The 22,447-nt window shown below is 66.7% G+C and carries 37 protein-coding genes; all 37 read left to right on the top strand.

The genetic code is table 11. The features are described from left to right. Positions 1-98, top strand: a 98-nt coding sequence (locus tag EPN98_RS18655; RefSeq protein ID WP_293363016.1) for a hypothetical protein, incomplete at its 5' end; no start/stop codon positions are given. 293 nt (positions 99-391) lie between these two features. After that, positions 392-1,237: a DUF2807 domain-containing protein gene (locus EPN98_RS18650; protein ID WP_293364428.1), complete on the top strand. Its 846-nt coding sequence runs from the start codon at positions 392-394 to the stop codon at positions 1,235-1,237. Positions 1,238-1,241: 4 nt separating this feature from the next. Then, complete coding sequence (locus EPN98_RS18645) at positions 1,242-2,099, top strand: PQQ-binding-like beta-propeller repeat protein (protein WP_293364427.1); 858 nt, start codon at positions 1,242-1,244, stop codon at positions 2,097-2,099. A gap of 299 nt (positions 2,100-2,398) precedes the next feature. Beyond that, positions 2,399-2,704, top strand: coding sequence for a 30S ribosomal protein S10 (rpsJ, locus tag EPN98_RS18640; RefSeq protein WP_068876686.1), 306 nt, complete (start codon positions 2,399-2,401; stop codon positions 2,702-2,704). 13 nt (positions 2,705-2,717) lie between these two features. Next, on the top strand, positions 2,718-3,503 hold the full coding sequence (gene rplC / locus EPN98_RS18635; protein WP_293364426.1) for a 50S ribosomal protein L3: 786 nt from the start codon (positions 2,718-2,720) through the stop codon (positions 3,501-3,503). After that, positions 3,503-4,141, top strand: a complete 639-nt coding sequence (gene rplD, locus EPN98_RS18630) for a 50S ribosomal protein L4 (protein ID WP_293364425.1) — start codon at positions 3,503-3,505, stop codon at positions 4,139-4,141. Before rplC ends, rplD begins: the two co-directional genes overlap by 1 nt. A gap of 5 nt (positions 4,142-4,146) precedes the next feature. Next, positions 4,147-4,443: a 50S ribosomal protein L23 gene (locus tag EPN98_RS18625; protein WP_293364430.1), complete on the top strand. Its 297-nt coding sequence runs from the start codon at positions 4,147-4,149 to the stop codon at positions 4,441-4,443. A gap of 4 nt (positions 4,444-4,447) precedes the next feature. After that, a complete protein-coding gene (rplB, locus tag EPN98_RS18620) occupies positions 4,448-5,284 on the top strand; it encodes a 50S ribosomal protein L2 (protein WP_293364424.1) in 837 nt (278 codons plus the stop codon). A 3-nt stretch (positions 5,285-5,287) separates the two neighbouring features. Next, positions 5,288-5,566, top strand: a complete 279-nt coding sequence (gene rpsS / locus EPN98_RS18615; RefSeq protein ID WP_293364423.1) for a 30S ribosomal protein S19 — start codon at positions 5,288-5,290, stop codon at positions 5,564-5,566. Between the two features lies 1 nt (position 5,567). After that, complete coding sequence (gene rplV / locus EPN98_RS18610; RefSeq protein WP_293364422.1) at positions 5,568-5,948, top strand: 50S ribosomal protein L22; 381 nt, start codon at positions 5,568-5,570, stop codon at positions 5,946-5,948. Beyond that, on the top strand, positions 5,948-6,703 hold the full coding sequence (rpsC, locus tag EPN98_RS18605; RefSeq protein ID WP_293364421.1) for a 30S ribosomal protein S3: 756 nt from the start codon (positions 5,948-5,950) through the stop codon (positions 6,701-6,703). The genes rplV and rpsC overlap by 1 nt, the downstream gene beginning before the upstream one ends. Before the next feature lie 12 nt (positions 6,704-6,715). After that, entirely contained in the window at positions 6,716-7,144 is a 429-nt protein-coding gene (gene rplP / locus EPN98_RS18600; RefSeq protein WP_293364420.1) for a 50S ribosomal protein L16, read from the top strand. Next, complete coding sequence (gene rpmC / locus EPN98_RS18595) at positions 7,144-7,338, top strand: 50S ribosomal protein L29 (RefSeq protein ID WP_293364419.1); 195 nt, start codon at positions 7,144-7,146, stop codon at positions 7,336-7,338. Before rplP ends, rpmC begins: the two co-directional genes overlap by 1 nt. 13 nt (positions 7,339-7,351) lie before the next feature. Next, on the top strand, positions 7,352-7,600 hold the full coding sequence (gene rpsQ / locus EPN98_RS18590; protein WP_293364418.1) for a 30S ribosomal protein S17: 249 nt from the start codon (positions 7,352-7,354) through the stop codon (positions 7,598-7,600). A 12-nt stretch (positions 7,601-7,612) separates the two neighbouring features. Then, the gene (gene rplN / locus EPN98_RS18585; protein ID WP_111516382.1) at positions 7,613-7,981 is read left to right on the top strand and encodes a 50S ribosomal protein L14; all 369 of its coding nucleotides are present in this window, start codon (positions 7,613-7,615) and stop codon (positions 7,979-7,981) included. Then, on the top strand, positions 7,981-8,295 hold the full coding sequence (gene rplX / locus EPN98_RS18580) for a 50S ribosomal protein L24 (RefSeq protein WP_293364417.1): 315 nt from the start codon (positions 7,981-7,983) through the stop codon (positions 8,293-8,295). The genes rplN and rplX overlap by 1 nt, the downstream gene beginning before the upstream one ends. Next, positions 8,288-8,854, top strand: a complete 567-nt coding sequence (rplE, locus tag EPN98_RS18575) for a 50S ribosomal protein L5 (RefSeq protein ID WP_293364416.1) — start codon at positions 8,288-8,290, stop codon at positions 8,852-8,854. Before rplX ends, rplE begins: the two co-directional genes overlap by 8 nt. Positions 8,855-8,875: 21 nt before the next feature. Beyond that, positions 8,876-9,181 (top strand): 30S ribosomal protein S14, encoded by a 306-nt coding sequence (gene rpsN, locus EPN98_RS18570; RefSeq protein ID WP_293364415.1) that lies wholly within the window; start codon positions 8,876-8,878, stop codon positions 9,179-9,181. A 10-nt stretch (positions 9,182-9,191) separates the two neighbouring features. After that, complete coding sequence (rpsH, locus tag EPN98_RS18565) at positions 9,192-9,587, top strand: 30S ribosomal protein S8 (RefSeq protein ID WP_293364414.1); 396 nt, start codon at positions 9,192-9,194, stop codon at positions 9,585-9,587. A gap of 1 nt (position 9,588) precedes the next feature. After that, positions 9,589-10,122 (top strand): 50S ribosomal protein L6, encoded by a 534-nt coding sequence (gene rplF, locus EPN98_RS18560; RefSeq protein ID WP_293364413.1) that lies wholly within the window; start codon positions 9,589-9,591, stop codon positions 10,120-10,122. Positions 10,123-10,125: 3 nt separating this feature from the next. After that, positions 10,126-10,482 carry a 50S ribosomal protein L18 gene (rplR, locus tag EPN98_RS18555; protein ID WP_293364412.1) on the top strand — a complete coding sequence of 119 codons (357 nt, stop codon included), beginning with the start codon at positions 10,126-10,128 and terminating at the stop codon, positions 10,480-10,482. Positions 10,483-10,491: 9 nt separating this feature from the next. After that, entirely contained in the window at positions 10,492-11,085 is a 594-nt protein-coding gene (gene rpsE, locus EPN98_RS18550; RefSeq protein ID WP_293364411.1) for a 30S ribosomal protein S5, read from the top strand. Positions 11,086-11,089: 4 nt separating this feature from the next. Next, the gene (rpmD, locus tag EPN98_RS18545; protein ID WP_293364410.1) at positions 11,090-11,266 is read left to right on the top strand and encodes a 50S ribosomal protein L30; all 177 of its coding nucleotides are present in this window, start codon (positions 11,090-11,092) and stop codon (positions 11,264-11,266) included. Positions 11,267-11,401: 135 nt separating this feature from the next. Next, complete coding sequence (gene rplO, locus EPN98_RS18540; protein ID WP_293364409.1) at positions 11,402-11,887, top strand: 50S ribosomal protein L15; 486 nt, start codon at positions 11,402-11,404, stop codon at positions 11,885-11,887. An 84-nt stretch (positions 11,888-11,971) separates the two neighbouring features. Next, complete coding sequence (secY, locus tag EPN98_RS18535; protein ID WP_293364408.1) at positions 11,972-13,318, top strand: preprotein translocase subunit SecY; 1,347 nt, start codon at positions 11,972-11,974, stop codon at positions 13,316-13,318. 67 nt (positions 13,319-13,385) lie between these two features. Then, on the top strand, positions 13,386-13,955 hold the full coding sequence (locus EPN98_RS18530) for an adenylate kinase (protein ID WP_293364407.1): 570 nt from the start codon (positions 13,386-13,388) through the stop codon (positions 13,953-13,955). A 321-nt stretch (positions 13,956-14,276) separates the two neighbouring features. After that, entirely contained in the window at positions 14,277-14,645 is a 369-nt protein-coding gene (gene rpsM, locus EPN98_RS18525; protein WP_293364406.1) for a 30S ribosomal protein S13, read from the top strand. 12 nt (positions 14,646-14,657) lie between these two features. Next, the gene (gene rpsK, locus EPN98_RS18520; RefSeq protein ID WP_293353380.1) at positions 14,658-15,047 is read left to right on the top strand and encodes a 30S ribosomal protein S11; all 390 of its coding nucleotides are present in this window, start codon (positions 14,658-14,660) and stop codon (positions 15,045-15,047) included. A 73-nt stretch (positions 15,048-15,120) separates the two neighbouring features. Next, positions 15,121-16,137: a DNA-directed RNA polymerase subunit alpha gene (locus EPN98_RS18515; protein WP_293364405.1), complete on the top strand. Its 1,017-nt coding sequence runs from the start codon at positions 15,121-15,123 to the stop codon at positions 16,135-16,137. 239 nt (positions 16,138-16,376) lie between these two features. Then, entirely contained in the window at positions 16,377-16,796 is a 420-nt protein-coding gene (gene rplQ, locus EPN98_RS18510) for a 50S ribosomal protein L17 (RefSeq protein ID WP_293364404.1), read from the top strand. 129 nt (positions 16,797-16,925) lie between these two features. After that, on the top strand, positions 16,926-18,137 hold the full coding sequence (locus EPN98_RS18505; protein ID WP_293364403.1) for an ectonucleotide pyrophosphatase/phosphodiesterase: 1,212 nt from the start codon (positions 16,926-16,928) through the stop codon (positions 18,135-18,137). A gap of 46 nt (positions 18,138-18,183) precedes the next feature. Then, positions 18,184-18,639 carry a VOC family protein gene (locus tag EPN98_RS18500; protein ID WP_293364402.1) on the top strand — a complete coding sequence of 152 codons (456 nt, stop codon included), beginning with the start codon at positions 18,184-18,186 and terminating at the stop codon, positions 18,637-18,639. After that, on the top strand, positions 18,639-18,875 hold the full coding sequence (locus tag EPN98_RS18495; RefSeq protein WP_293364401.1) for a hypothetical protein: 237 nt from the start codon (positions 18,639-18,641) through the stop codon (positions 18,873-18,875). Before EPN98_RS18500 ends, EPN98_RS18495 begins: the two co-directional genes overlap by 1 nt. Further along, positions 18,875-19,207: a metalloregulator ArsR/SmtB family transcription factor gene (locus tag EPN98_RS18490; protein ID WP_293364400.1), complete on the top strand. Its 333-nt coding sequence runs from the start codon at positions 18,875-18,877 to the stop codon at positions 19,205-19,207. The genes EPN98_RS18495 and EPN98_RS18490 overlap by 1 nt, the downstream gene beginning before the upstream one ends. Beyond that, positions 19,204-19,674 (top strand): SRPBCC family protein, encoded by a 471-nt coding sequence (locus tag EPN98_RS18485; protein ID WP_293364399.1) that lies wholly within the window; start codon positions 19,204-19,206, stop codon positions 19,672-19,674. Before EPN98_RS18490 ends, EPN98_RS18485 begins: the two co-directional genes overlap by 4 nt. Positions 19,675-19,698: 24 nt before the next feature. Continuing rightward, the gene (locus tag EPN98_RS18480; protein ID WP_293364398.1) at positions 19,699-20,943 is read left to right on the top strand and encodes a TCR/Tet family MFS transporter; all 1,245 of its coding nucleotides are present in this window, start codon (positions 19,699-19,701) and stop codon (positions 20,941-20,943) included. Positions 20,944-21,032: 89 nt separating this feature from the next. After that, positions 21,033-22,430 carry a Do family serine endopeptidase gene (locus tag EPN98_RS18475; RefSeq protein ID WP_293364397.1) on the top strand — a complete coding sequence of 466 codons (1,398 nt, stop codon included), beginning with the start codon at positions 21,033-21,035 and terminating at the stop codon, positions 22,428-22,430. Positions 22,431-22,447: the final 17 nt, after the last annotated feature.

Genomic DNA, 22,447 nt, shown 5'->3' with positions numbered 1-22,447 from the left:
TGATCACGCCGATCGCCATGGACCAGGGCCTGCGCTTCGCCATTCGCGAAGGCGGCCGCACGGTGGGTTCGGGCGTCGTCACCAAGATCGTGAAGTAAGCGCACCCGCGCTCACAACACGGACCGACAGAGGGCCGCTGGAGCAATCCAGCGGCCCTTTTTCTTACTCCCTCGCTGTGGAGGGACGGGCGACCGCCGCCAGGGCAAGGGCGGCGCGATCCTCGCCGTCCTGGCGCTCCGGCCCACACTTCCCCACCCGGGCCGCGGGCGCGGCCGGTCCCTCCCCAGCAGGGGAGGGAAGATGACGTCTCTGTCATGACCGCAATTTAAGCTGTGGCCCGCGCACGCCCCGACTAGCTTCCCCTCACAACGTTTCGACTTGGGAGAGGACGATGCGTCTTCAGACGACCCTGCTGGCCGCCGTGGCCGCCACTTTCGCCGCCGCCTTCGCGACGCCTTCGGCTCAGGCCGCGACGGTCGAGATCGAGGACGCGGTGGCGCGCGTCACCGTGGTTCCCGAGAATCGCAAGGACATCCGGGTCGAGGTGATCTCGGCCAACCCGCGCCTGCCGCTGAAAGTGCGCACGATGGGTGATCGCACGATCGTCGACGGGGACCTCGACCGGAAGATCCGCTCCTGCAAGAGCTCGGGCGAGTCGTCCAAGGTCCATGTGCGCGACGTGGGCGACGTGAGCTGGTCCGAAATGCCGCAGGTGGTGATCCGTACGCCGCGAGACGTGAAGGTCGAGGCCGGCGGGGCCGTCTTCGGGTCGGTCGGCCGGTCGGCCACGCTGGAGCTGGGCAACGCCGGCTGTGGCGACTGGACGATCGCCAACGTCGAGGGCGCGGCCCGGGTAAGCCAGGCCGGCTCAGGCGACACGCGCATGGGAACCTCGGGCCAGCTGCGGGTCCGCGTCGCCGGCTCCGGCGACGTCGCCGCCGCCGACGTGCGGGGCAGCCTGGACGTTAATATCGCGGGCTCGGGCTCGGCCAGCGTGCGCTCGGTCAACGGACCGTTGGAAGTGAGCATCGCCGGGTCAGGCGACGTCGAGATCGGCGGCGGGCGCGCGACGACCATGAAGGTCTCGGTGGCCGGCTCGGGCGACGTGGACTTCCGCGGCTCGGCCGACAGCCTGCGGGCTCGGATCGCCGGCTCGGGCGACATTCACGCCAACGAAGTGAAGGGCGAGATCTCGAAGTCCATCATGGGCTCGGGCTCGGTCCGTGTCGGCGGTTGAGCCGATGCTCAAGCTTGGCGCAGCCCTCGCGCTCTGCCTGCTGATCGCCGGCTGCAGCGCCCACTCCGAGACCCGCCCGCGCGCCGAGGCCCGCGAGCCTGTCTGGCGGCTCTCGGGCCTGGCCGATCCTGAGAGCGTCGCGCTCGGCGCCGACGGGCGCACGCTCTATGTGGCCAATGTGGCCGGGGAGGGCGACGTCAAGGACGGCAACGGCTTCATCAGCCGCGTCTCCACGCGCGGCAAGATGCTCGAGCGCGAGTGGGTGAGGGGCCTAGACGCGCCCAAGGGCGCCATCGTCAAGGGCGACCGGCTGTTCGTCTCGGACATCGACCAACTGGTGGAGATCGACACCAGGACCGCGCGCATCGTGGCGCGTTACCCCGTTCCCGGCGCGAAGTTCCTCAACGACGTGGCCGTGGCGCCAGACGGGACGGTTCTGGTGGCCGATTCCGGGACCGCACGGATCCTGCAGCTCAAGGATGGCCAGGTCAGCCTCTGGTCGGCCGATCCGGAACTTCGCTCGGTGAATGGTCTCCTGCCCGAGGCGGACCGCCTGCTGGTGACCACGATGGAGGGAAAGTTCCTCGCCTTCGACTATCGCGCCCGGGCGGTGAAGGTGCTGGCCACAGGTCTGGGTCAAGCCGATGGCGTGGCGCGTGCGCAGGGCGACGAATACCTGATCAGCGAATGGCCGGGCCGCCTCTTCCTGGTCGAGCCCAACGGCATGCGCACGGTCCTGGATAGCCGTGAGGCCGGGGTCTACATCAACGACTTCATCCGGGTGGGCGATCTCCTGATCGTTCCCAACTGGAAGCCGGGCACGATCACCGCCTACCGGATGATCCGCTGGATGCTGACCTGACGGCGTGTTCGTCGCGGGCCGCCCCCTTGACGGGGCCGAGTCGCATCGGTATTACCGCGCCTCCTGTTGGACCGGCTGTGTGCTTCGAAGCGATTTGAAGTACAGACGCGGACCGCGGAACGACCTGAGACAGTGCTAAATTCTAGCGTTTCGGGAAAGGCCCTCGCGGGTTTCGCGTGGGGCCCAATTCGTTTGTGCGGACTTTCGCGTACGGGCTCTCATCTGAGGGTTCGGGCTGGTCTTTGAAATGGTCAAGGTCACGCGGGCGCCCGCCGTCTGTAGGGAAACGTAAGAGCGATATGGCTCAAAACATTCGCATCAGGCTCAAAGCCTTCGATCACCGCGTGCTGGACCATTCCACTCGCGAGATCGTGAACACGGCCAAGAGGACCGGCGCCGCTGTGCGTGGTCCCATTCCGCTGCCCACGCGCATCGAGAAGTTCACCGTCAACCGTTCGCCGCACATCGATAAGAAGTCGCGCGAGCAGTTTGAAATCCGCACGCACAAGCGCGTGCTCGATATCGTCGACCCCACCCCGCAGACCGTGGACGCGCTGATGAAGCTCGACCTGTCCGCCGGCGTGGACGTCGAGATCAAGCTCTAAGGGGATTGATCCGATGCGAACCGGCGTAATCGCCAAGAAACTCGGTATGGCCCGCTTCTTCGACGAAGCCGGCGCCCACGTACCGGTGACCGTGCTCAGCCTCGAGGGCTGCCAGGTCGTCGCCCAGCGCACCCAGGACAAGGACGGCTACGTGGCCCTCCAGCTGGGCGCGGGCTCCAAGAAGCCGAAGAACACCTCCAAGGCCATGCGCGGCCACTTCGCCAAGGGCGAAGTCGAGCCGAAGCACAAGCTGGTCGAGTTCCGGGTGTCCGAAGACAACCTCATCGACGTGGGCGCGGAGATCACCGCCGACCATTTCGTCCCGGGCCAGAAGATCGACGTCACGGCCACCACGGTCGGCAAGGGCTTCGCCGGCGCCATGAAGCGCTGGAACTTCGGCGGCCTTCGCGCCACCCACGGCGTGTCGGTCTCGCACCGTTCGCACGGTTCGACCGGTCAGCGTCAGGACCCGGGTCGTACCTTCAAGGGCAAGAAGATGGCGGGCCACCTCGGCTCGGAAACCGTCACCACCCTGAACGTCACCGTCTGGCGCGTCGACGTCGAGCGCGGCCTCATCCTGGTGAAGGGCTCCGTTCCCGGCACCGAGGGCACCTACGTGAAGGTCCGCGACGCGGTGAAGTCGGCTCTGCCGGCCGAAGCCCCGAAGCCGGGCGCCTTCAAGTCCGCCGGTCAGCCGACCCCGGTCCAAGCCGCTGCGGAAACGCCGGCCGAGGAACCCGCGGTGACCGAAGCTCCGGCCGCTGAGGCCGCGGCGACCGAAGCTGGGGATCAAGCGTAATGAAACTCGACGTCATCAAGCTCGACGGCGGGAAGGGCGGCTCGATCGAGCTGGCCGACGATATCTTCGGCATCGAAGAGATCCGCGGCGACATCCTGCAACGCGTCGTCACCTGGCAGCTGGCCAAGCGCCGCTCCGGCAACCACAAGGTCCAGGTCCGCAACGAGGTCTCCCGCACCTCGAAGAAGATGTACAAGCAAAAGGGCACCGGCGGCGCCCGCCACGGTTCGCGCCGGGCGGCCCAGTTCGTCGGCGGCGCCCGGGCCCACGGTCCGGTCGTCCGCAGCCATGCTTTCGACCTGCCCAAGAAGCTCCGCGCCCTGGCCCTGCGTCATGCGCTGTCTTCGAAGGCGAAGGACGGCTCGCTGATCGTGCTGGACACGGTCTCGATCGCCGACCCCAAGACCTCCGCCCTGCGCGCGCAGCTGTCGAACCTGGGCGTCTCGAACGCCCTGTTCATCGCCGGCGCCGAGGTGGACAAGAACTTCGGCCTGGCCGCCCGCAACATCCCGAACGTGGATGTGCTGCCGAACGCCGGCCTGAACGTCTACGACGTGCTGCGTCGCCAGACCCTCGTCCTGACCAAGGACGCGGTGGCCGCGATCCAGGCGCGCTTCCAGCCTGAGGAGGCCGCGTGATGGCCGTGGAACCCACCGCTCGTCACTACGACACCATCCTGTCTCCGATCATTACGGAGAAGGCGACGCTGCTCTCGGAGCACAACAAGGTCGTCTTCCGCGTGGCCGGCGACGCCACCAAGGACGAGATCGCTGCTGCGGTCGAGGCGCTGTTCAAGGTCAACGTCACGAAGGTCAATACGATCAACGTGAAGGGCAAGACCAAGCGGTTCCGCGGCATCGTGGGCCGGCGCTCCGACGTCAAGAAAGCGATCGTGACGCTGGCCGACGGCCAGTCGATCGACATCACTACGGGGCTCTAAACCGATGGCCTTGAAGCAATTCAATCCCACGTCGCCGGGCCGCCGTCAGCTGGTCCTGGTCGACAAGTCCGAGCTCCACAAGGGCCGTCCGGAGAAGAGCCTCGTCGAGGGTCTGACCAAGTCGGGCGGTCGTGGCGGCAACGGCCGCGTCGCCGTTCGCTTCCGTGGCGGCGGCGCCAAGCGCCTCTACCGCATCGTCGATTTCAAGCGCCGCAAGTTCGACGTCCCCGCGACCGTCGAGCGCATGGAATACGACCCGAACCGCTCGGCCTTCATCGCGCTGGTGAAGTACGCCGACGGCGAGCTCAGCTACATCCTGGCTCCGCAGCGCCTCAAGGCCGGTGACACCATCGTCGCCTCCGAGAAGGCCGACGTGAAGCCGGGCAACGCCATGCCGCTCCGCGGCATGCCGATCGGCACCATCATCCACAACGTGGAGATGAAGCCGGCCAAGGGCGGCCAGATCGCCCGCTCGGCCGGCGCCTACGCCCAGCTGGTCGGCCGCGACGCCGGCTATGCCCAGATCCGCCTGAACTCGGGCGAGCTGCGCATGGTCCCGGACGGCTGCATGGCCACGGTCGGCGCGGTGTCGAACCCGGACCATATGAACGAGAACCTCGGCAAGGCCGGTCGTTCGCGTCACAAGGGCCGTCGCCCGCACGTCCGCGGTGTCGCCATGAACCCGATCGACCACCCGCACGGCGGCGGCGAAGGCCGCACCTCGGGCGGCCGTCACCCGGTCACGCCGTGGGGCAAGCCCACGAAGGGCCGCAAGACCCGCAAGAACAAGGCGACGGACAAGTTCATCATCCGCTCGCGTCACGCTCGGAAGGCTCGCTAAGCCATGACCCGTTCCGTCTGGAAAGGCCCGTTCGTCGACGGGTATCTGCTGAAGAAGGCCGAAGGGCTGCAAGCCTCTGGCCGCAAGGACGTGATCAAGACCTGGTCGCGCCGCTCGACCATCATGCCCCAGTTCGTGGGCCTGACGTTCGGCGTGCACAACGGCCAGAAGCACGTCCCGGTGCTCATCTCGGAAGACATGGTCGGCATGAAGCTGGGCGAGTTCGCGCCCACTCGCTTCTTCCCCGGTCACGCGGCCGACAAGAAGGCCAAGAGGAAGTAAGATGAGCAAGCAAGCCAAGGCTCGCCGGTATACGGACGCCGAAGCGGTGGCCAAGGTGCGGACGATCCGCATCAGCCCCCGGAAGCTGAACCTCGTCGCTCAGTCCATCCGTGGCCTGAAGGTGCAACGCGCCCTCAACGAGCTCGAGTTCAGCTCCAAGCGCATCGCCAACGACGTGCGCAAGGCGCTCTACTCGGCGATCTCCAACGCCGAGAACAACCACAACCTCGACATCGACTCGCTGGTCGTCGCCGAGGCCTACGTGGGCAAGAACCTCGTTATGAAGCGCTTCCACGCCCGCGCCCGCGGTCGTGCGTCGCGTGTCGAGAAGCCGTTCAGCGAGATCACGATCGTGGTCCGCGAAGTGGGTGAGGCCGCCTAATGGGTCAGAAGATCAATCCGGTCGGGCTTCGCCTCGGCATCAACCGCACCTGGGACAGCCGTTGGTTCGCCGACGGCCCCGAGTACGGCCGCCTGCTTCACGAAGACATCAAGGTCCGTCGCGCGCTGAAGAAGCGCCTGTATCAGGCCGGCGTCTCGCGGATCATCATCGAGCGTCCGCACAAGAAGTGCCGCATCACCATCTATGCCGCGCGCCCCGGCGTGATTATCGGCAAGAAGGGCGCGGACATCGACAAGCTGCGCAAAGACATCGCCGCCATGACGGACGGCGAGGTTCACCTGAACATCGTCGAGATCCGCAAGCCGGAAACCGACGCCCAGCTGGTGGCCGAGAACATCGCCCAGCAGCTCGAGCGCCGGGTCGCGTTCCGCCGCGCCATGAAGCGTTCGATGCAGTCGGCCATGCGCCTCGGCGCCAAGGGCGTCCGCATCAACGTGTCGGGCCGCCTGGGCGGCGCGGAAATCGCGCGGATGGAATGGTACCGTGAAGGCCGCGTGCCGCTGCACACGCTGCGCGCCGACGTGGACTATGGCTTCACTGAAGCCAAGACCACCTACGGCATCATCGGCGTGAAGGTGTGGGTCTTCAAGGGCGAGGTCCTGGACCACGACCCGATGGCCCTCGACAAGCGCCTCGCCAGCGAGAGCGGCCCTGCCGGTGAAGGTGGCGGTCGTGACCGTGACCGTCCCGACCGTGGCCCCCGCCGCGATCGCCGCGAACCGGCGAACGCCTAAGGATCCGAAGAGATGCTGTCTCCGAAGAAAACCAAGTACCGCAAGCAGTTCAAGGGCCGCATCCACGGCCTGGCGAAGGGCGGCTTCACGCTGAACTTCGGCTCGTACGGCCTCAAGTCGGTCGAGCCTGAGCGGATCACCGCGCGTCAGATCGAGGCGGCCCGCCGCGCGATCACGCGTCAGATGAAGCGTCAGGGCCGGGTTTGGATCCGGATCTACCCCGACGTTCCGGTCACCGGTAAGCCGGCGGAAGTGCGGATGGGTAAGGGCAAGGGCTCGGTCGAGTTCTGGGCCGCCCGCGTGCATCCCGGCCGGATCATGTTCGAAATCGACGGCGTGCCGGACGATGTCGCCCGTGAAGCCCTGCGCCTCGGCGCGGCGAAGCTTCCGGTCAAGACGCGCATCGTGACCCGCATCGACGCGCCGGTGGAGCACGCCTGATGAAGATCGAAGACGTCCGGGGCCTCACCCCCGATCAACTGGCCGAGCAGCTCGTCTCGCTGAAGAAGGAGCAGTTCAACCTGCGCTTCCAGAAGGCGACCGGCCAGATCGAGAAGACCCATCGCGTGGACGCGGTGCGCAAGGATATCGCGCGCATCAAGACCGTCCTGCGCGCGAAGCAGGCCCAGGCCTGAGGAGCATAGACACATGCCGAAGCGAATTCTCGAAGGCGTTGTCGTCTCCGACAAGGGCGACAAGACGGTGGTGGTGAAGGTCGAGCGGACCTTCCTGCACCCGGTGCTGAAGAAGACCGTCCGCCGGTCGAAGAAGTACCACGCCCACGACGAAGCCAACGCCTGCAAGGCTGGCGAAATCGTCCGCATCATCGAATGCGCGCCGAAGTCGAAGACGAAAACCTGGGAAGTGCTGCCTGCCGGCGGCGCGGCCCAAGCGTAAGGATCGAAAACAATGATCCAGATGCAAACTAACCTGGACGTCGCCGACAATTCCGGCGCCCGCCGGGTCATGTGCATCAAGGTGCTGGGCGGCGCGAAGCGTCGTTACGCCAGCGTCGGTGACAAGATCGTCGTCTCCGTCAAGGAAGCGATCCCGCGCGGCCGGGTGAAGAAGGGTGATGTGCTGCAAGCCATCGTCGTTCGCACCAGCCAGGCCATCAAGCGCAAGGACGGTTCGGTCATCCGCTTCGACAAGAACGCGGCCGTGATCGTGAACAAGCAATCCGAGCCGATCGGCACGCGGATCTTTGGCCCGGTTCCCCGCGAACTGCGCGCCAAGAACCACATGAAGATCATTTCGCTCGCGCCCGAGGTGCTGTGATGGCCGCGAAGATCAAGAAGGGGGATCGCGTCGTGGTCCTCGCCGGGAAGGACAAGGGCCGTCAGGGCGCCGTCCTGAAGGTTCTGCCCAAGGACGAGCGCGTCGTCGTGGAAGGCCTGAACATGGTTCAGCGCCACACCCGCCCGACCCAGCTCGATCCGCAAGGCGGCATCAAGAACAAGGAAGCGTCGATCCACGTGTCGAACGTGGCCATCGTCGACTCGAAGGGCAAGCCGACCCGCGTCGGCTTCAAGATCGAAGGCGACAAGAAGGTCCGTATCGCCAAGACGACGGGCGAGGTGATCAATGGCTGATCAAGCTTACGAACCGCGGCTCAAGGCTGAGTACCGCTCGCGCATCCGTGGCCAGCTGAAGGAAAAGTTCGGCTACACCAACGAGATGCAGATCCCGAAGCTCGAGAAGATCGTGATCAACATGGGCGTGGGTGAAGCTGTCGCCGACTCCAAGAAGATCAACTCGGCGATGGCTGACCTGGCGAAGATCGCCGGCCAGAAGCCGGTGGCCACCAAGGCCCGCACGTCGATCGCCGGCTTCAAGCTGCGCGAAGGCATGACGGTCGGGTGCAAGGTCACGCTGCGCAAGGACCAGATGTACGAGTTCCTCGACCGTCTGATCACCATCGCGCTGCCGCGCGTGAAGGACTTCCGGGGCCTGAAGCCCACGTCCTTCGACGGCCGCGGCAACTACGCCATGGGTCTGAAGGAACACATCGTGTTCCCGGAGATCAACTACGACCAGATCGATCAGATCTGGGGCATGGACATCATCGTCACCACGACTGCGAAGACCGACGACGAAGCGCGTGAGCTTCTTCGGGAATTCCAGTTCCCGTTCGTCCAAGCGCAAGCTTAAGCGGCGGGAAGGAACAGACACATGGCCAAGAAAAGCGCTGTCAACCGCAACGAACGAGTCAAGAAGCTCGTCAAGCAGCACGCCGCGAAGCGCGTCGCGCTGAAGGCGATCGCCAATGACGAAAGCCTGCCGCTGGAGGAGCGTTTCGACGCCCGCCTGAAGCTGGCTGAGCTGCCGCGCAACTCGTCCCCGGTCCGCATCCGTAACCGGTGCGAAGTCACGGGCCGTCCGCGCGGCTACTACCGCAAGCTGAAGATGAGCCGGATCTCTCTGCGCGACCTCGGGTCCGCAGGCCTGATCCCCGGTCTCGTCAAGTCGAGCTGGTAAGGGGGATCTCATGGTCAACGACCCCATCGGCGATCTGATCGCCCGTATCAAGAACGCCGCCATGCGCGGCCGGTCCAAGCTGATGGCGCCCGCGTCGAAGATGCGCGCCCGTCTGCTGGATGTGCTCCTCGATGAAGGCTACATCCGCGGCTACCACCTGGTGGAAAAGCCCGGCGCCTTCCCCGAGTTCGAGATCGAGCTGAAGTACTTTGACGGCGCCCCCGTCATCGTCGAGATCAGCCGCGTCTCCAAGCCGGGCCGTCGCGTCTATTCGTCGATCAAGGACCTGAAGCCCGTGAAGAACGGTCTCGGGATCTCGATCCTGTCGACGCCGAAGGGCGTCATGTCGGACACCGCGGCCCGTGAGGCCAACGTGGGCGGCGAAGTCCTCTGCCGGGTCTACTAAGATGTCGCGGATCGGAAAGAAGGCGGTCGCCGTTCCCAGTGGGGTGACGGTGACCATCGAAGGCCAGACGGTCACGGTGAAGGGCCCCAAGGGTCAGCTCGCCTGGACTGTGGCCGAAGAGATCGAGGTCAAGCAGGAAGGCGGAGAGCTCACGCTCGCCAAGCGCCAGGAAACCCAGCGCGCGCAAGCGATGTGGGGTCTGTCCCGGACGCTGGTCGCCAACATGGTCCAGGGCGTGACCCAGGGCTATGAGCAGACCCTCGAACTGGTCGGCGTCGGCTATCGCGCGGCGATGAAGGGCCAGGCGCTCTCCATGCAGCTGGGCTTCAGCCACGACGTGGACATCCCGCCGCCGTCGGGCATCACGTTCGCCGTGCCGAAGCAGACCGAGATCAAGATCTCGGGCATCGACAAGCAGATGGTCGGTGAAATCGCCGCCCGGATCCGCCGCATCCGTCCGCCGGAGCCCTACAAGGGCAAGGGCGTGCGCTATCAGGGCGAGACGGTCCGGCGCAAGGAAGGCAAGAAGAAGTAAGCCATGGCCCTTTCTCCCCGTGACTCCACCCTTCGCCGCGCGCGTCGCGTCCGCAACCACCTCAAGAAGGTGGCCAACGGTCGTCCGCGCCTGTCGATCTTCCGCTCGGCCAAGAACATCTACGCCCAGGTCATCGATGATGCGAAGGGCGTGACGCTGGCCGCGGCCTCCTCGCTGGAAGGCGAGAAGAAGGCCAAGGGCTCAGACAAGGACGCCGCCGCCAGGGTGGGCGCCCTCGTGGCCCAGCGCGCGATCGAAAAGGGCGTCAAGGCGGTCGTGTTCGACCGCGGTGGCTACCTGTACCATGGCCGGGTGAAAGCCCTGGCCGACGCCGCGCGCGAAGCCGGCCTGGATTTCTAAGGAACGCTCATGGCTCGCAGAGACGAACAGCGTGGCGATCGTCGCAACCGCTCGAACGAAGAAGAGCGCGACAGCGAAATCGTCGAGAAGCTGGTGCACATCAACCGCGTCGCCGCCACCGTGAAGGGTGGCCGTCGCTTCTCGTTCGCCGCCCTGATGGTGGTCGGTGATCAGAAGGGCCGCGTGGGCTTCGGTCATGGCAAGGCGCGTGAAGTGCCGGAAGCCATCCGCAAGGCGACCGAAGAAGCCAAGAAGTCGATGATCCGCGTTCCGCTGCGCGAATCCCGGACCCTGCACCACGACGGCAACGGCCGCTGGGGCGCGGGCAAGGTGATGGTGCGCGCGGCGCCTCCCGGCACCGGCGTCATCGCCGGCGGTCCGATGCGCGCGGTGCTCGAAACCCTGGGTGTCCAGGACGTCGTCGGCAAGTCGGTCGGCTCGTCCAACCCCTACAACATGGTGCGCGCGACGTTCGAAGCGCTGAAGGCCCAATCCTCGCCCCGCCAGGTTGCGGCCAAGCGCGGCAAGAAGGTCTCGGACGTGATCGGCCGCCGCGCCGACGGGGCCTCGGCTCAGGCCGCGGCCGCGGATGCGGAAGGTTAAGCACATGGCCAAAGTCAAAGTTCGCCAGACCGCAAGCCCGATCCGCCGCAAGAGCGATCAGCGCGCCACGCTCGTGGGCCTGGGCCTCAACCGGGTGGGTCGCGTCTCCGAGCTCGAGGACACCCCCTCGGTTCGCGGCATGATCGCCAAGGTCCATCACCTCGTCGAGGTGGTGGAATAGCCATCGGCTTCGTGCCATAGGCACGGACCTGAAAGGGCGAGGCGCGAGCCTCGCCCATCGGCGTTTCTAGCGCCGACCACATCAACGCCGAGTCGGAGGCTTCCTCCGGCGCCAGATCTCCAAGGAGAGGCACATATGACCAAGCTCAACGAACTCAGCCCGCGCGAGGGCTCCACAAAGGCTCGCATGCGCGTCGGCCGCGGCCCGGGCTCGGGCAAGGGCAAGACCGCCGGTCGCGGCGTGAAGGGCCAGAAGGCGCGCTCGGGCGTGTCGATCTTCGGCTTCGAAGGCGGCCAGATGCCGCTGCACATGCGCATGCCGAAGCGCGGCTTCAATTCGCGCAACAAGAAGGACTTCGCCGAGGTGAACCTGTGGCGCATCGAGCAGGCGGTCGCCGCCGGCAAGCTCGACGCCAAGGGCGCCATCGATGCTGACGCCCTGATCAAGGCTGGCGTCATCCGCCGCGTGAAGGACGGCGTTAAGCTGCTGGGCGAGGGCGAGCTGAAGACCAAGCTCAACCTGACCGTCTACGCCGCCACCGCCTCGGCCCGCGCGGCCGTGGAGAAGGCCGGCGGTTCCCTGACGACGACCAAGCCGGAAGCGGCAGCCGCCGAGGCTTAAAGCACGGACTGTGACTTACCCGCCCTCGCTAATGAGGGCGGGCCGTCCTATCTGAGCACGACTACGAGTCAGGGGATTTGCTGAATGGCTTCGGCCGCAGAACAGCTCGCCGCAAACATGAACTTCGAAGCCTTCTCGAAGGCGACGGAGCTTCACAAGCGCATCTGGTTCACGCTCTGGGCGCTGATCGTCTATCGCCTGGGCACCTACATCCCGATCCCGGGGATCGACGCCGCCCAGTTCCAGGCCGCCTTCCAGAGCCAGGCGGGCGGCATCCTGGGCATGTTCAACATGTTCTCGGGCGGCGCCGTCGAGCGGATGGCCGTCTTCGCCCTGAACGTGATGCCGTACATCTCGGCCTCGATCATCGTGCAGCTCCTGGGGACGGTGTATCCGCCGTGGGAGAAGCTGCGGAAGGAAGGCGGCGAGGCGGGGCGCAAGACGCTCAACCAGTACACCCGCTACCTGACCGTGGCCCTGGCCATCGTGCAGTCGTTCTTCATCGCGACCGGCATGGTTCGGACTCCGAACCTCATCGACATCAACCCCGTCTTCTTCGTCATCTCGACCGTCGTGACGCTGACCGGCGGCACCATGTTCCTGATGTGGCTGGGCGAGCAGATCACCAGCCGTGGCGTGGGCAACGGCATTTCGCTGCTCATCTTCGCCGGCATCGTGGCCGTGCTGCCGCAGTCTCTGCTGCAGATGTTCGAGCAGGCGCGCGTCGGCTCAATGAACGCCGGCACCCTGATCCTGATCATCCTGCTGGTGGTGGGCGTGACTGTCGCCATCGTCTTCATGGAACGCTCGCAGCGCCGTCTGCTGGTGCAGTACCCCAAGCGACAGGTGGGCAACCGCATGTTCGGCGGCGACACCTCGTTCCTGCCGCTGAAGATCAACACCTCGGGCGTCATCCCGCCGATCTTCGCCAGCTCGCTGCTGCTGCTGCCCGCTACGGCCATGGCCGCGTTCGCGACGGCGGATCTGCCGGACTGGCTGTCGTGGCTGCCCTACGCCACCGGCCAGCTGCAGCATGGCCAGCCGCTCTTCATGGTGCTGTATGGCGGCCTGATCATCTTCTTCTGCTTCTTCTATACCTCGGTCGTGTTCAACCCCGAGGACACCGCGGAAAACCTGCGCAAGTACGGCGGCTTCCTGCCGGGCATCCGCCCGGGCAAGCGGACGGCCGAGTACATGGACTTCGTGCTGACCCGCCTGACGGTGATCGGCGCCGGCTACATCGCCCTGGTGTGCCTGCTGCCTGAAGGCCTGATGCGCTTCACCGGCACCCAGTTCTACATGGGCGGCACTTCGCTGCTGATCGTGGTGAGCGTCACCATGGACACGGTGGCCCAGATCCAGTCGCACCTGCTGGCGCACCAGTACGAAGGCCTGATCAAGAAGTCGAAGCTGCGGGGCGGCCGGCGCTAGCCGCCGCCCTCTTGGGTGACGTGGGGGGACGGCGCCAACAAGAGCGCCGCGGAAGGGGACCTAAGCGATGAACCTGATTCTGTTCGGACCGCCGGCGGCCGGAAAAGGCACCCAGGCCAAGCGCCTGGTCGAGGGCCGCAACATGGTCCAGCTGTCGACGGGCGACATGCTGCGCGCCGCCATCGCGTCGGGCTCCGAGCTGGGCAAGCGCGTCGAAGGCATCATGCAGCGCGGCGAGCTGGTCTCGGACGAGATCGTCATCGAGCTGATCGAGAGCCGGCTGCCCGAGGCCGAGGCCGCGGGTGGCGCCATCTTCGACGGCTTCCCGCGGACCCTTCGGCAGGCGGAGGCCCTGGACAAGATGCTGGCCGGTCGCGGCCGCAAGATCGACCTCGTGCTGCGTCTCAAGGTCGATGATGAGGCGCTGAAGCAGCGCATCGCTGGCCGGTTCGCCGAGTCGGGCCGCCCGGACGACAATCCGGAAAGCTTCGTGATCCGCCTGAACGCCTACAACACCCAGACCGCCCCGCTGCTCCCGTACTACGAGGGCCAGGGCAAGCTGGTGGAAGTGGACGGCATGGGCGCGATCGACGTCGTGGCCGCCGGGATCGACCGGGCGCTGGACGCCAAGCGCTAGCGCCTGATTCTTGGTCAGGGGAGGGGCGTCGCAGGGCCCGAGGCCGCGCACTCCGTTGCGCCGACGGCCCGACCGTGCTTTCCTTTCGCAATCGCCGGCCTCGTTCGGCGATCCGAACGAACCGTGCGGATGTGGCATCCCTTCCGCGCGCAGCAATTCGTTCACATTTCCGCGTTTCCGGCATTGACGCGAGTATAGCGATCCATATAACGAAGCGCTTCCGCGAAAGAGCGCGAAAGACGCGCCGGCCTATGCCTATGGCAGTGAGGGGCCGGGGCGCCGTTTGCGCTTCTGTCGTGTGATCCTAGGAGAATACCTCACGTGGCCCGTATCGCTGGCGTCAACATCCCCACCAACAAGCGCGTGATCATCGCGCTGCAGTACATTCATGGCATCGGCCAGGCGAAAGCCGCCGAGATCGTCAAGAAGGTCGGCATCGAAGACGCGCGTCGCGTCAACCAGCTGACCGATCAGGAAGTGCTGCAGATCCGCGAAGCGATCGACCGCGACTATCTGGTCGAAGGCGACCTGCGTCGCGAGACCGCGGTCAACATCAAGCGCCTGATGGATCTGGCCTGCTATCGCGGCCTGCGTCACCGCAAGGGCCTGCCGGTCCGCGGTCAGCGCACGCACACCAACGCCCGCACCCGCAAGGGCCCGGCCAAGCCGATCGCCGGCAAGAAGAAGTAAGAGAGCTAGTCGATGGCCAAGGAACCGGCGCGCGTCAAACGTCGCGAGCGTAAGAACATTACTTCGGGCGTGGCGCACGTGAACGCCTCGTTCAACAACACGATGATCACCATCACCGACGCGCAGGGGAACACCATCTCCTGGTCGAGCGCTGGTCTGATGGGCTTCAAGGGTTCGCGTAAGTCGACGCCCTACGCCGCCCAGATGGCGGCGGAAGACGCCGGCCGTAAAGCCGCCGAACACGGCGTGCGTACGCTGGAAGTCAACGTCTCGGGCCCCGGCTCGGGTCGTGAGTCCGCGCTCCGCGCCCTGCAGGCGGTCGGTATGACGATCACCACCATCCGGGATGTGACCCCCATCCCGCACAACGGCTGCCGCCCGCCCAAGCGCCGGCGCGTCTAGTCGTTAGAGCTACAATTCCCTGACGCCGGCCGTGGATTTACGGCCGGCGATCCTGCGTTTTCGAGGGACACACGTGATCGAACGAAACTGGAATGAACTAATCCGTCCCGAGAAGCCGCAAATCGAGACCGGCGCCGACGCCAGCCGCAAGGCGCGTCTGGTGGCTGAGCCGCTCGAACGCGGGTTCGGCGTGACCCTGGGCAACAGCCTGCGTCGCGTGCTTCTCTCCTCTCTGCAAGGCGCGGCGGTGACCGCGGTGCAGATCGACGGCGTCGTCCACGAGTTCTCCTCGCTGGAAGGCGTGCGCGAAGACGTTGTCGACATCGTCCTCAACATCAAGGCGCTCGCGCTGCGCATGCACGCTGAAGGCCCGAAGCGCATGACGCTTCGCGCCACCGGCCCTGGCCCGGTGACCGCCGGCCAGATCGAAGCCCCGTCGGACATCGAGATCCTGAACCCCGACCACGTGCTCTGCACGCTGGACGAGGGCGCCAACGTGCGCATGGAATTCACGGTCCAGACCGGCAAGGGCTATGTCTCCGCCGAGATGAACCGTCCCGAGGACGCCCCGATCGGCCTGATCGCCGTCGACGCCCTCTACTCGCCGGTCAAGCGCGTCGCGTTCCGCGTCGAGCCCACCCGCCAGGGCCAGTCGCTCGACTACGACAAGCTGATCATGGAAGTGGAAACCAACAGCGCGATCAGCCCTGTTGACGCCGTGGCCTACGCCGCGCGCATCCTCCAGGACCAGCTGCAGATCTTCATCACCTTCGAAGAGCCGAAGAAGAAGGTCGAAGGCGAGGCCAAGCCGGAACTGCCGTTCAACCCGGCGCTGCTGAAGAAGGTGGACGAGCTCGAGCTCTCCGTCCGTTCGGCCAACTGCCTGAAGAACGACAACATCGTCTACATCGGCGACCTGATCCAGAAGACCGAGGCGGAGATGCTCCGCACCCCGAACTTCGGCCGCAAGTCGCTGAACGAGATCAAGGAAGTTCTCGCCGGGATGGGTCTCCACCTGGGCATGGACGTGCCGAACTGGCCGCCCGAGAACATCGAAGAGCTCGCCAAGAAGTTCGAAGACCAGATGTAAGACGCGCCGGGACCCGTCTCCGGGGCCTGGATGTGAGACAAGGAGCATGTGCTCCACGCGCCAATTCCGGGCTGCCTCTCTTGGGAGGCGGCCTGGGCCCGTTGAAGCCGCAACCGCGGTGGAGGGCCCCGGCGCTTCGCAGTGACCCAGGCGGGAACGGGCTGGGACTTGGTTAGGCAGGACGACTTCCAGGCTATCGGGAGCGTCCGGTGGGTCCAGGGTGACCCGGGAGATACGACATGCGTCACGGCAAAGCCCACCGCAAACTGGGGCGCACCAGCGCTCACCGCACGGCCATGTTCGCCAACATGTCCGCCAGCCTGATCAAGCACGAGCAGATCGTCACGACGCTGCCGAAGGCGAAGGAGCTGCGTCCCTTCGTCGAGAAGCTGGTGACGCTGGCGAAGCGCGGCGACCTGCACGCCCGCCGCCAGGCCATCAGCCAGGTCCGCGACGTCGAGCAGGTCGGCAAGCTGTTCGGCGTGCTGGGCCCGCGCTACGCGACCCGCAACGGCGGCTACATCCGCGTCCTGAAGGCCGGCTACCGTCACGGCGACAACGCCGCGATGGCGGTGATCGAGTTTGTCGACCGTGATCCGGCCGAAAAGGGCAAGGACTCGGGCCCGACGGCCGAAGGTATGTTCGGCTCGGACGAATAGTCCGCTCCGACACGAAGATTTAGAAGAGCCCCGGAAGCGCTGCTTCCGGGGCTCTTTGCATCAGGGCCGTAGATGCGCCGCCGCCTGGGCCATTGCGACGCTGTCGCACAGCGAAGTTAGGGTGGCGACATGCGTCGCTGTCTGATCCTGTTGTTCGCCCTGTTGCTCACGGCCTGCGCCACGTCGCCGCCGCAGTCGGCGAACCGGCCGCTCGTGATCCTGATCTCCATCGACGGCTACCGCGCCGACTACCTGGACCGCGGCGGATCGCCGGTGCTTGCGAAGCTGGCGCAGGAGGGCGCGCGCGCGGCCATGCGGCCGTCCTTTCCCTCCAAGACGTTCCCCAACCACTACACCCTGGTCACGGGGCTGCGGCCCGACCGGCACGGGATCGTTGAGAACAACATCGAGGATCCCGCGATCCCGGGCGTCACGTTCAAGATGTCGAACGTTCAGGCGGTCCAGGACGCCCGCTGGTGGAATCAGGGCGAGCCGATCTGGGTGGCGGCCGAGCGGGCAGGGATCGTGGCGGGCACGATGTTCTGGCCGGGATCCGAGGCGGCGGTGCGGGGTGTTCGGCCGACCTACGCGCGGCGTTTCGACCAGTCGGTCCCGCCCGACGCGCGGGTTGATCAGGTGCTGGCGTGGCTCGACCTGCCAGCGGCGCAACGGCCCGGGCTGGTGACGCTCTACTTCGACGACGTGGACACCGCGGGACACGATTACGGCCCCGACAGCGCCGAGCTGAATGCGGCAGTGGCCCGTATCGACGGCGCGATGGGACGGCTGACAGCAGGCCTGAAGGCGAGGGGGATCGCGGCGAACATCGTCGTGGTGGCCGACCACGGGATGGTGGCGATGTCTCCGACGCGTGAGGTGTTCCTCGACGACGCCGTGCCACGGGACGCGTTCCGATTGCTGGCCGGCGGCGCGCTGGTGACGCTGTATCCGGCGAAGGGGCGCGAGGCGGAGGTCGACCGGGCGCTGATCCAGCCGCACGAGCACTTCCAATGCTGGCGCAAGGCCGAGATCCCGGCGCGCTTCCACTATGGCAAGAACCCCCGTGTCGCGCCGTACGTGTGCGTGCCGGATATCGGCTGGCGACTGACCACGCGGGACTACAAGCCGTCCAAGCCCGAGCGCGGCGCCCACGGATTCGATCCGCAGAGCCCGGAAATGGCGGCGATCTTCGTCGCGAACGGACCCGACATCCGGCCCGGCGTGGTGTTGGCGCCGTTCGACAACGTCAGCGTCTATCCACTGCTGGCGAAACTGCTCGGCGTGGCCCCGGCGAAGAACGACGGCGACCTCAGCCACACCGCCGCCGCCTTGACGAGATAATTGCGATATGCGTTAAATATTGCATTATGTAAGAAGGAAAACGCCCGTGAGCGATTGGCGCGCGCCGCTGATATCGGCAGTCTGTTACCGTGACCCCAAGGCGGCCCTCAGATACCTGGAAGCGGCGTTCGGCTTCGAGCTGACCATGCTGATCGAAGACGAGCAGGGTGAGCTCGTTCACTCTGAAATGCGGTTCGGAAACGCCGCCATCATGATCGGCAACGAGTGGTCCGAGGACCACAAGAGCCCATCGTCGCTCGGGGGCAAGAACACGCAGACCGTCCACATCCAGATCGACAGCGACGTGGACGCTCACTGTGCTCGCGCGCGCGCTGCAGGGTTCGAGATCATGATGGAGCCGGCCACCCAGTTCTACGGCGACCGGACCTATCGCGCCCGCGACCCCGAGGGCCACATCTGGACGGTCGCCCAGAGCGTCCAGGCGGTGACCCGCGAGGAGGCCGAGGCGGCTACCGGGCTCAAGATCACAGGGTGGGTTTGATGCCGCGCCTTGAGCTTGAGGACACTTATCTCACCCTGGACGGCAAGGGCGGCCTGAACTCGCACGCCGTCGAGGGCTTCTGGGAGACCGTCGACAGCGGGGAGCGGCGGGTGGGGATGGTACCGGGCGCGACCTGCATCGTGCCGAAGGGGGTGTGGCGCCGGGCGCTGGTCCCGCAACCCAGCCGCTTCATCGTCATCACCTATGGGCCCGGCACGACCCACAGGCTGGTCTGATGGCCGCTTCGGTAGCTCTGGACCAGACCCTGGCCGCCCTGGCCGACCCGCACCGCCGTCGCGTCGTCGACCTGCTGGCGGAGCGTCCGCGCGCGGCGGGCGAGCTGGCGCGGGAGCTGGAGATCTCCGCGCCGGCCATGAGCCGCCATCTGCGGACCCTGCGCGCCAGCGGACTGGTCGAGGAGAGCCATCCCGAGTTCGACGCACGCGTCCGAATCTATGCCCTGAGGCCCGAACCGATGGTCCACCTGCTGCGCTGGCTGGAAGAAAGCGAACGGCTGTGGAGCGCCCAGCTGCTCGCGTTCAAGGCACACATCGAGAAGGGCGCATGACGTCCAAGGTCTATGTGGCGCTGCGCGTGAAGGCCTCGCCCCAGAGGGCGTTCGAGGTGTTCACCCAGGAGATCGGCGCCTGGTGGCGGCCCAGTGCGCTGTTCCAGACCACTCCGCGTGCGCCGGGTGTGATGGCGATCGAGCCGGGCGAGGGCGGTCGCTTCACCGAGACGCTGGCCAACGGCAAGGTGTTCGAGATCGGCAGGGTGCTGATCTGGGAGCCGCCTGGGCGGCTGGTGTTGTCCTGGCGTCAGGCCAACTTCCCGCCGGACATGCACACCGAGGTCGAGGTGAAGTTCGAAGCCGTCGGCGACGAGACGCGGGTCAGCGTCGAGCATCGCGGCTTCCACCAGGCGCCCGCCGAGAGCGCCGCCCGCCATGGCTTCCCCAACGCCCTGCTGCTCACCAAACTCGCCGAGTACTGGCAGGCGCAACTGCGCGCGATCCGCGATACGGTCACGCCATGAGATTCCGACTGGAGCGCCTGCCCCGTGAGTGATCCGACGACCGCGGCCGCCGGCCGCCGCGCCAGCTTCGGCTTCATCTTCGCCCTGGCGGTGATGAATTCGGTGTCGTTCGGCATCATGATCCCGATCCTGCCCAACCTGATCAAGACGCTGGCAGGTGGGGACACCGCCGCAGCGTCGGAGTGGAACGTGGTCTTCGCCACCTCGTGGGGGATCATGCAGTTCTTCTGCGGTCCCCTGCTTGGCATGCTCTCGGATCGGTTCGGCCGTCGGCCGGTGCTTTTGCTGTCGCTGCTGGGGCTAGGGGTCGATTTCCTGTTCATGGCGTTTGCGCCGACGCTGTGGTGGCTCCTGCTGGGGCGCCTCCTGAACGGGGCCACGGCGGCCAGCTTCTCGACCGCCAACGCCTACCTTGCCGATGTCACCGCGCCGCAGGATCGGGCCAAGGTGTTCGGCTGGATGGGTTCGGCCTTTTCGTTCGGCTTCCTGGTCGGACCGGTGATCGGCGGCCTGCTGGGCGGCGACGACCTGCGGCTGCCGTTCCTGGCGGCGGCGGCGCTCACCTTCGTGAATTTCCTCTACGGCCTTTTCGTACTGCCGGAATCGTTGCCGCCCGAGCGGCGGGCCAAGGCCTACGACTGGAAGCGGGCCAATCCGCTGGGGTCGCTGCGCCTGCTGCGCTCGCGGCTGGGGCTGCTGCCGCTGGCGGGCGTGGGCTTCCTGTTCCAGTTCGCCCACATCGTGCTGCCGACGATCTTCGTCCTGTACACCGCCCACCGTTACGGCTGGTCGATCCAGTTCCAAGGCGTGATGTTCTTCCTGACCGGCGCTTTGGGCATCGTGGTGCAGATGGTCCTTGTGGGCGCCACCGTGAAGCGGCTGGGCGAGCGCCGGACGCTGCTGATCGGGCTGCTGGCCGGGGCCGGGGGCTTCTTCTGGTACGGCTGGGCGCCGATCGGTTGGGCCTATCTGCTGGGCACGCCGCTGTTTGCGCTGTCGGGCTTCATCATGCCCGGCCTCCAGGGGCTGATGACCCGAAAGGTCGAGCCGCATGAGCAGGGTCAGCTGCAGGGCGCGACGCAGAGCCTGAACGGCATCGCCGCCATGATGGGGCCGGCGCTGTTCGGACTGGTCTATGCATGGTCGTTGCGAGGCCACCACCCGGAAGGACTGGCGATCTGGCTGGCGGCCGGCTTGCTGCTCGCGGCCTTCGTGCTGGCGTTCGCCGCGGCCCGCCAGCCCGCGCCGGCCGCCGCGGCCGCCGAGTAGCGCCGCCCAGTAGCGCGCCCACAGGCGCCTTTGCCATGATTGCGCCGGAAACCGGTGTAGCGTGCCGACGGTCCTGAACCGGAGATTTCATGCGCGCCGTACGCGTCCTCACGATCGCCTGCTTCGTCGCCCTCGCGGGCGCCGCGCAGGCCCAGCAGCCTTCCTTCGCAGAGCCCAACCGCGCGGCGCCGTCCAGCGCCGTGGCCATGAAGATGTCGTTCGCGCCCGTCGTGCAGCGAAGCGCTCCGGCCGTGGTCAACATCTCGGCCAAGCGCGTGGTGCGCCAGCAGGTCGACCCGTTCTGGTCGCTGTTCGGCCTGGGTGTGCCGCAAGCACGGGTGGCGGCCTCGCTCGGCTCGGGCGTGATCGTGCGCGCCGACGGCGTGGTGGTGACCAACAATCACGTGGTGGAGGGCGGCCAGGAGATCATCGTGGGCCTTTCCGACCGGCGTGAGTTCCCGGCCAGGATTCTGCTCGCCGATGCGCGCACCGACCTGGCGATCCTCAAGATCGACCTGCCGGCCGGCGAACGCCTGCCTGTGCTGGCCATCGACGACAGCGGCGACGCCCAGGTGGGCGACCTGGTGTTGGCCATCGGCGACCCCTTCCACGTCGGCCAGACGGTCACCAACGGCATCATCTCGGCCCTCGATCGAACGGGCGGCGAGGGCGGGCTGGCCTACATCCAGACCGACGCGGCCATCAATCCCGGCAACTCGGGCGGGGCGCTGGTGGACATGGACGGCGACCTGATCGGCGTGAACAGCTTCATTCTCTCGCGCTCGGGCTCGTCGTCCGGCGTGGGCTTTGCGATCCCGGCGACCGTCGTGCGGCGTGCGGTGGAGACGGCCGTGGGTGGCGGGCGCGCCGTGGTGCGGCCCTGGCTGGGCGCTCGCACCCAGAGCATCGACTCCGAGATGGCGCGCAGTCTGGGTCTGGACCGGCCGCAGGGGGCGCTGGTCGCCGATCTCTTCCCCGGCGGTCCCGCCGCGCGGGCAGGCTTGCGTCAGGGCGACGTGGTGCTGCAGGCCGACGGCCGTCCTGTGGTCGACGCCGCTGCGCTGAACTACCTGATTCAGACCCGTCGACCCGGCGAGACGATCCCGCTCTCCGTTCGCCGTGGAGATCGCGATGTGGCGGTCACCCTGCGCGCCGAGGCGCCGCCCGCAACGCCGGCGCGCGACGAGCGCAAGCTGGCCGGGCGGCATCCTTTCGATGGCGCGACCGTGGTCAATCTGTCGCCGGCCGTGGCCGACGAACTGGGCCTCGATATCTTCACCGGCGCAGGCGTGTTGGTGACCCAGATCGACGGCGCGGGCCTCGCCCGCACCATCGGGCTCCAGCGCGGCGACATCATCCGTGCGGTCAACGGCTTCAAGATCGAATCCGTCCGAGACCTGGCCGCCGCCGTTCAGGCGCCGCAGCGCGCCTGGCAGGTGACCATTCTGCGCAACGGCCGCGAGGTGACCGCGACCTTCCGCGGGTAGGCTGCGCCTCAAGCCTG

Source organism: Phenylobacterium sp., assembly GCF_004299445.1.
In the GTDB taxonomy this organism is placed as follows: Bacteria; Pseudomonadota; Alphaproteobacteria; order Caulobacterales; family Caulobacteraceae; genus Phenylobacterium.
The sequence above is the reverse complement of the archived record's forward strand: the minus strand, read 5'-3'. Positions and strand labels throughout refer to the sequence as shown.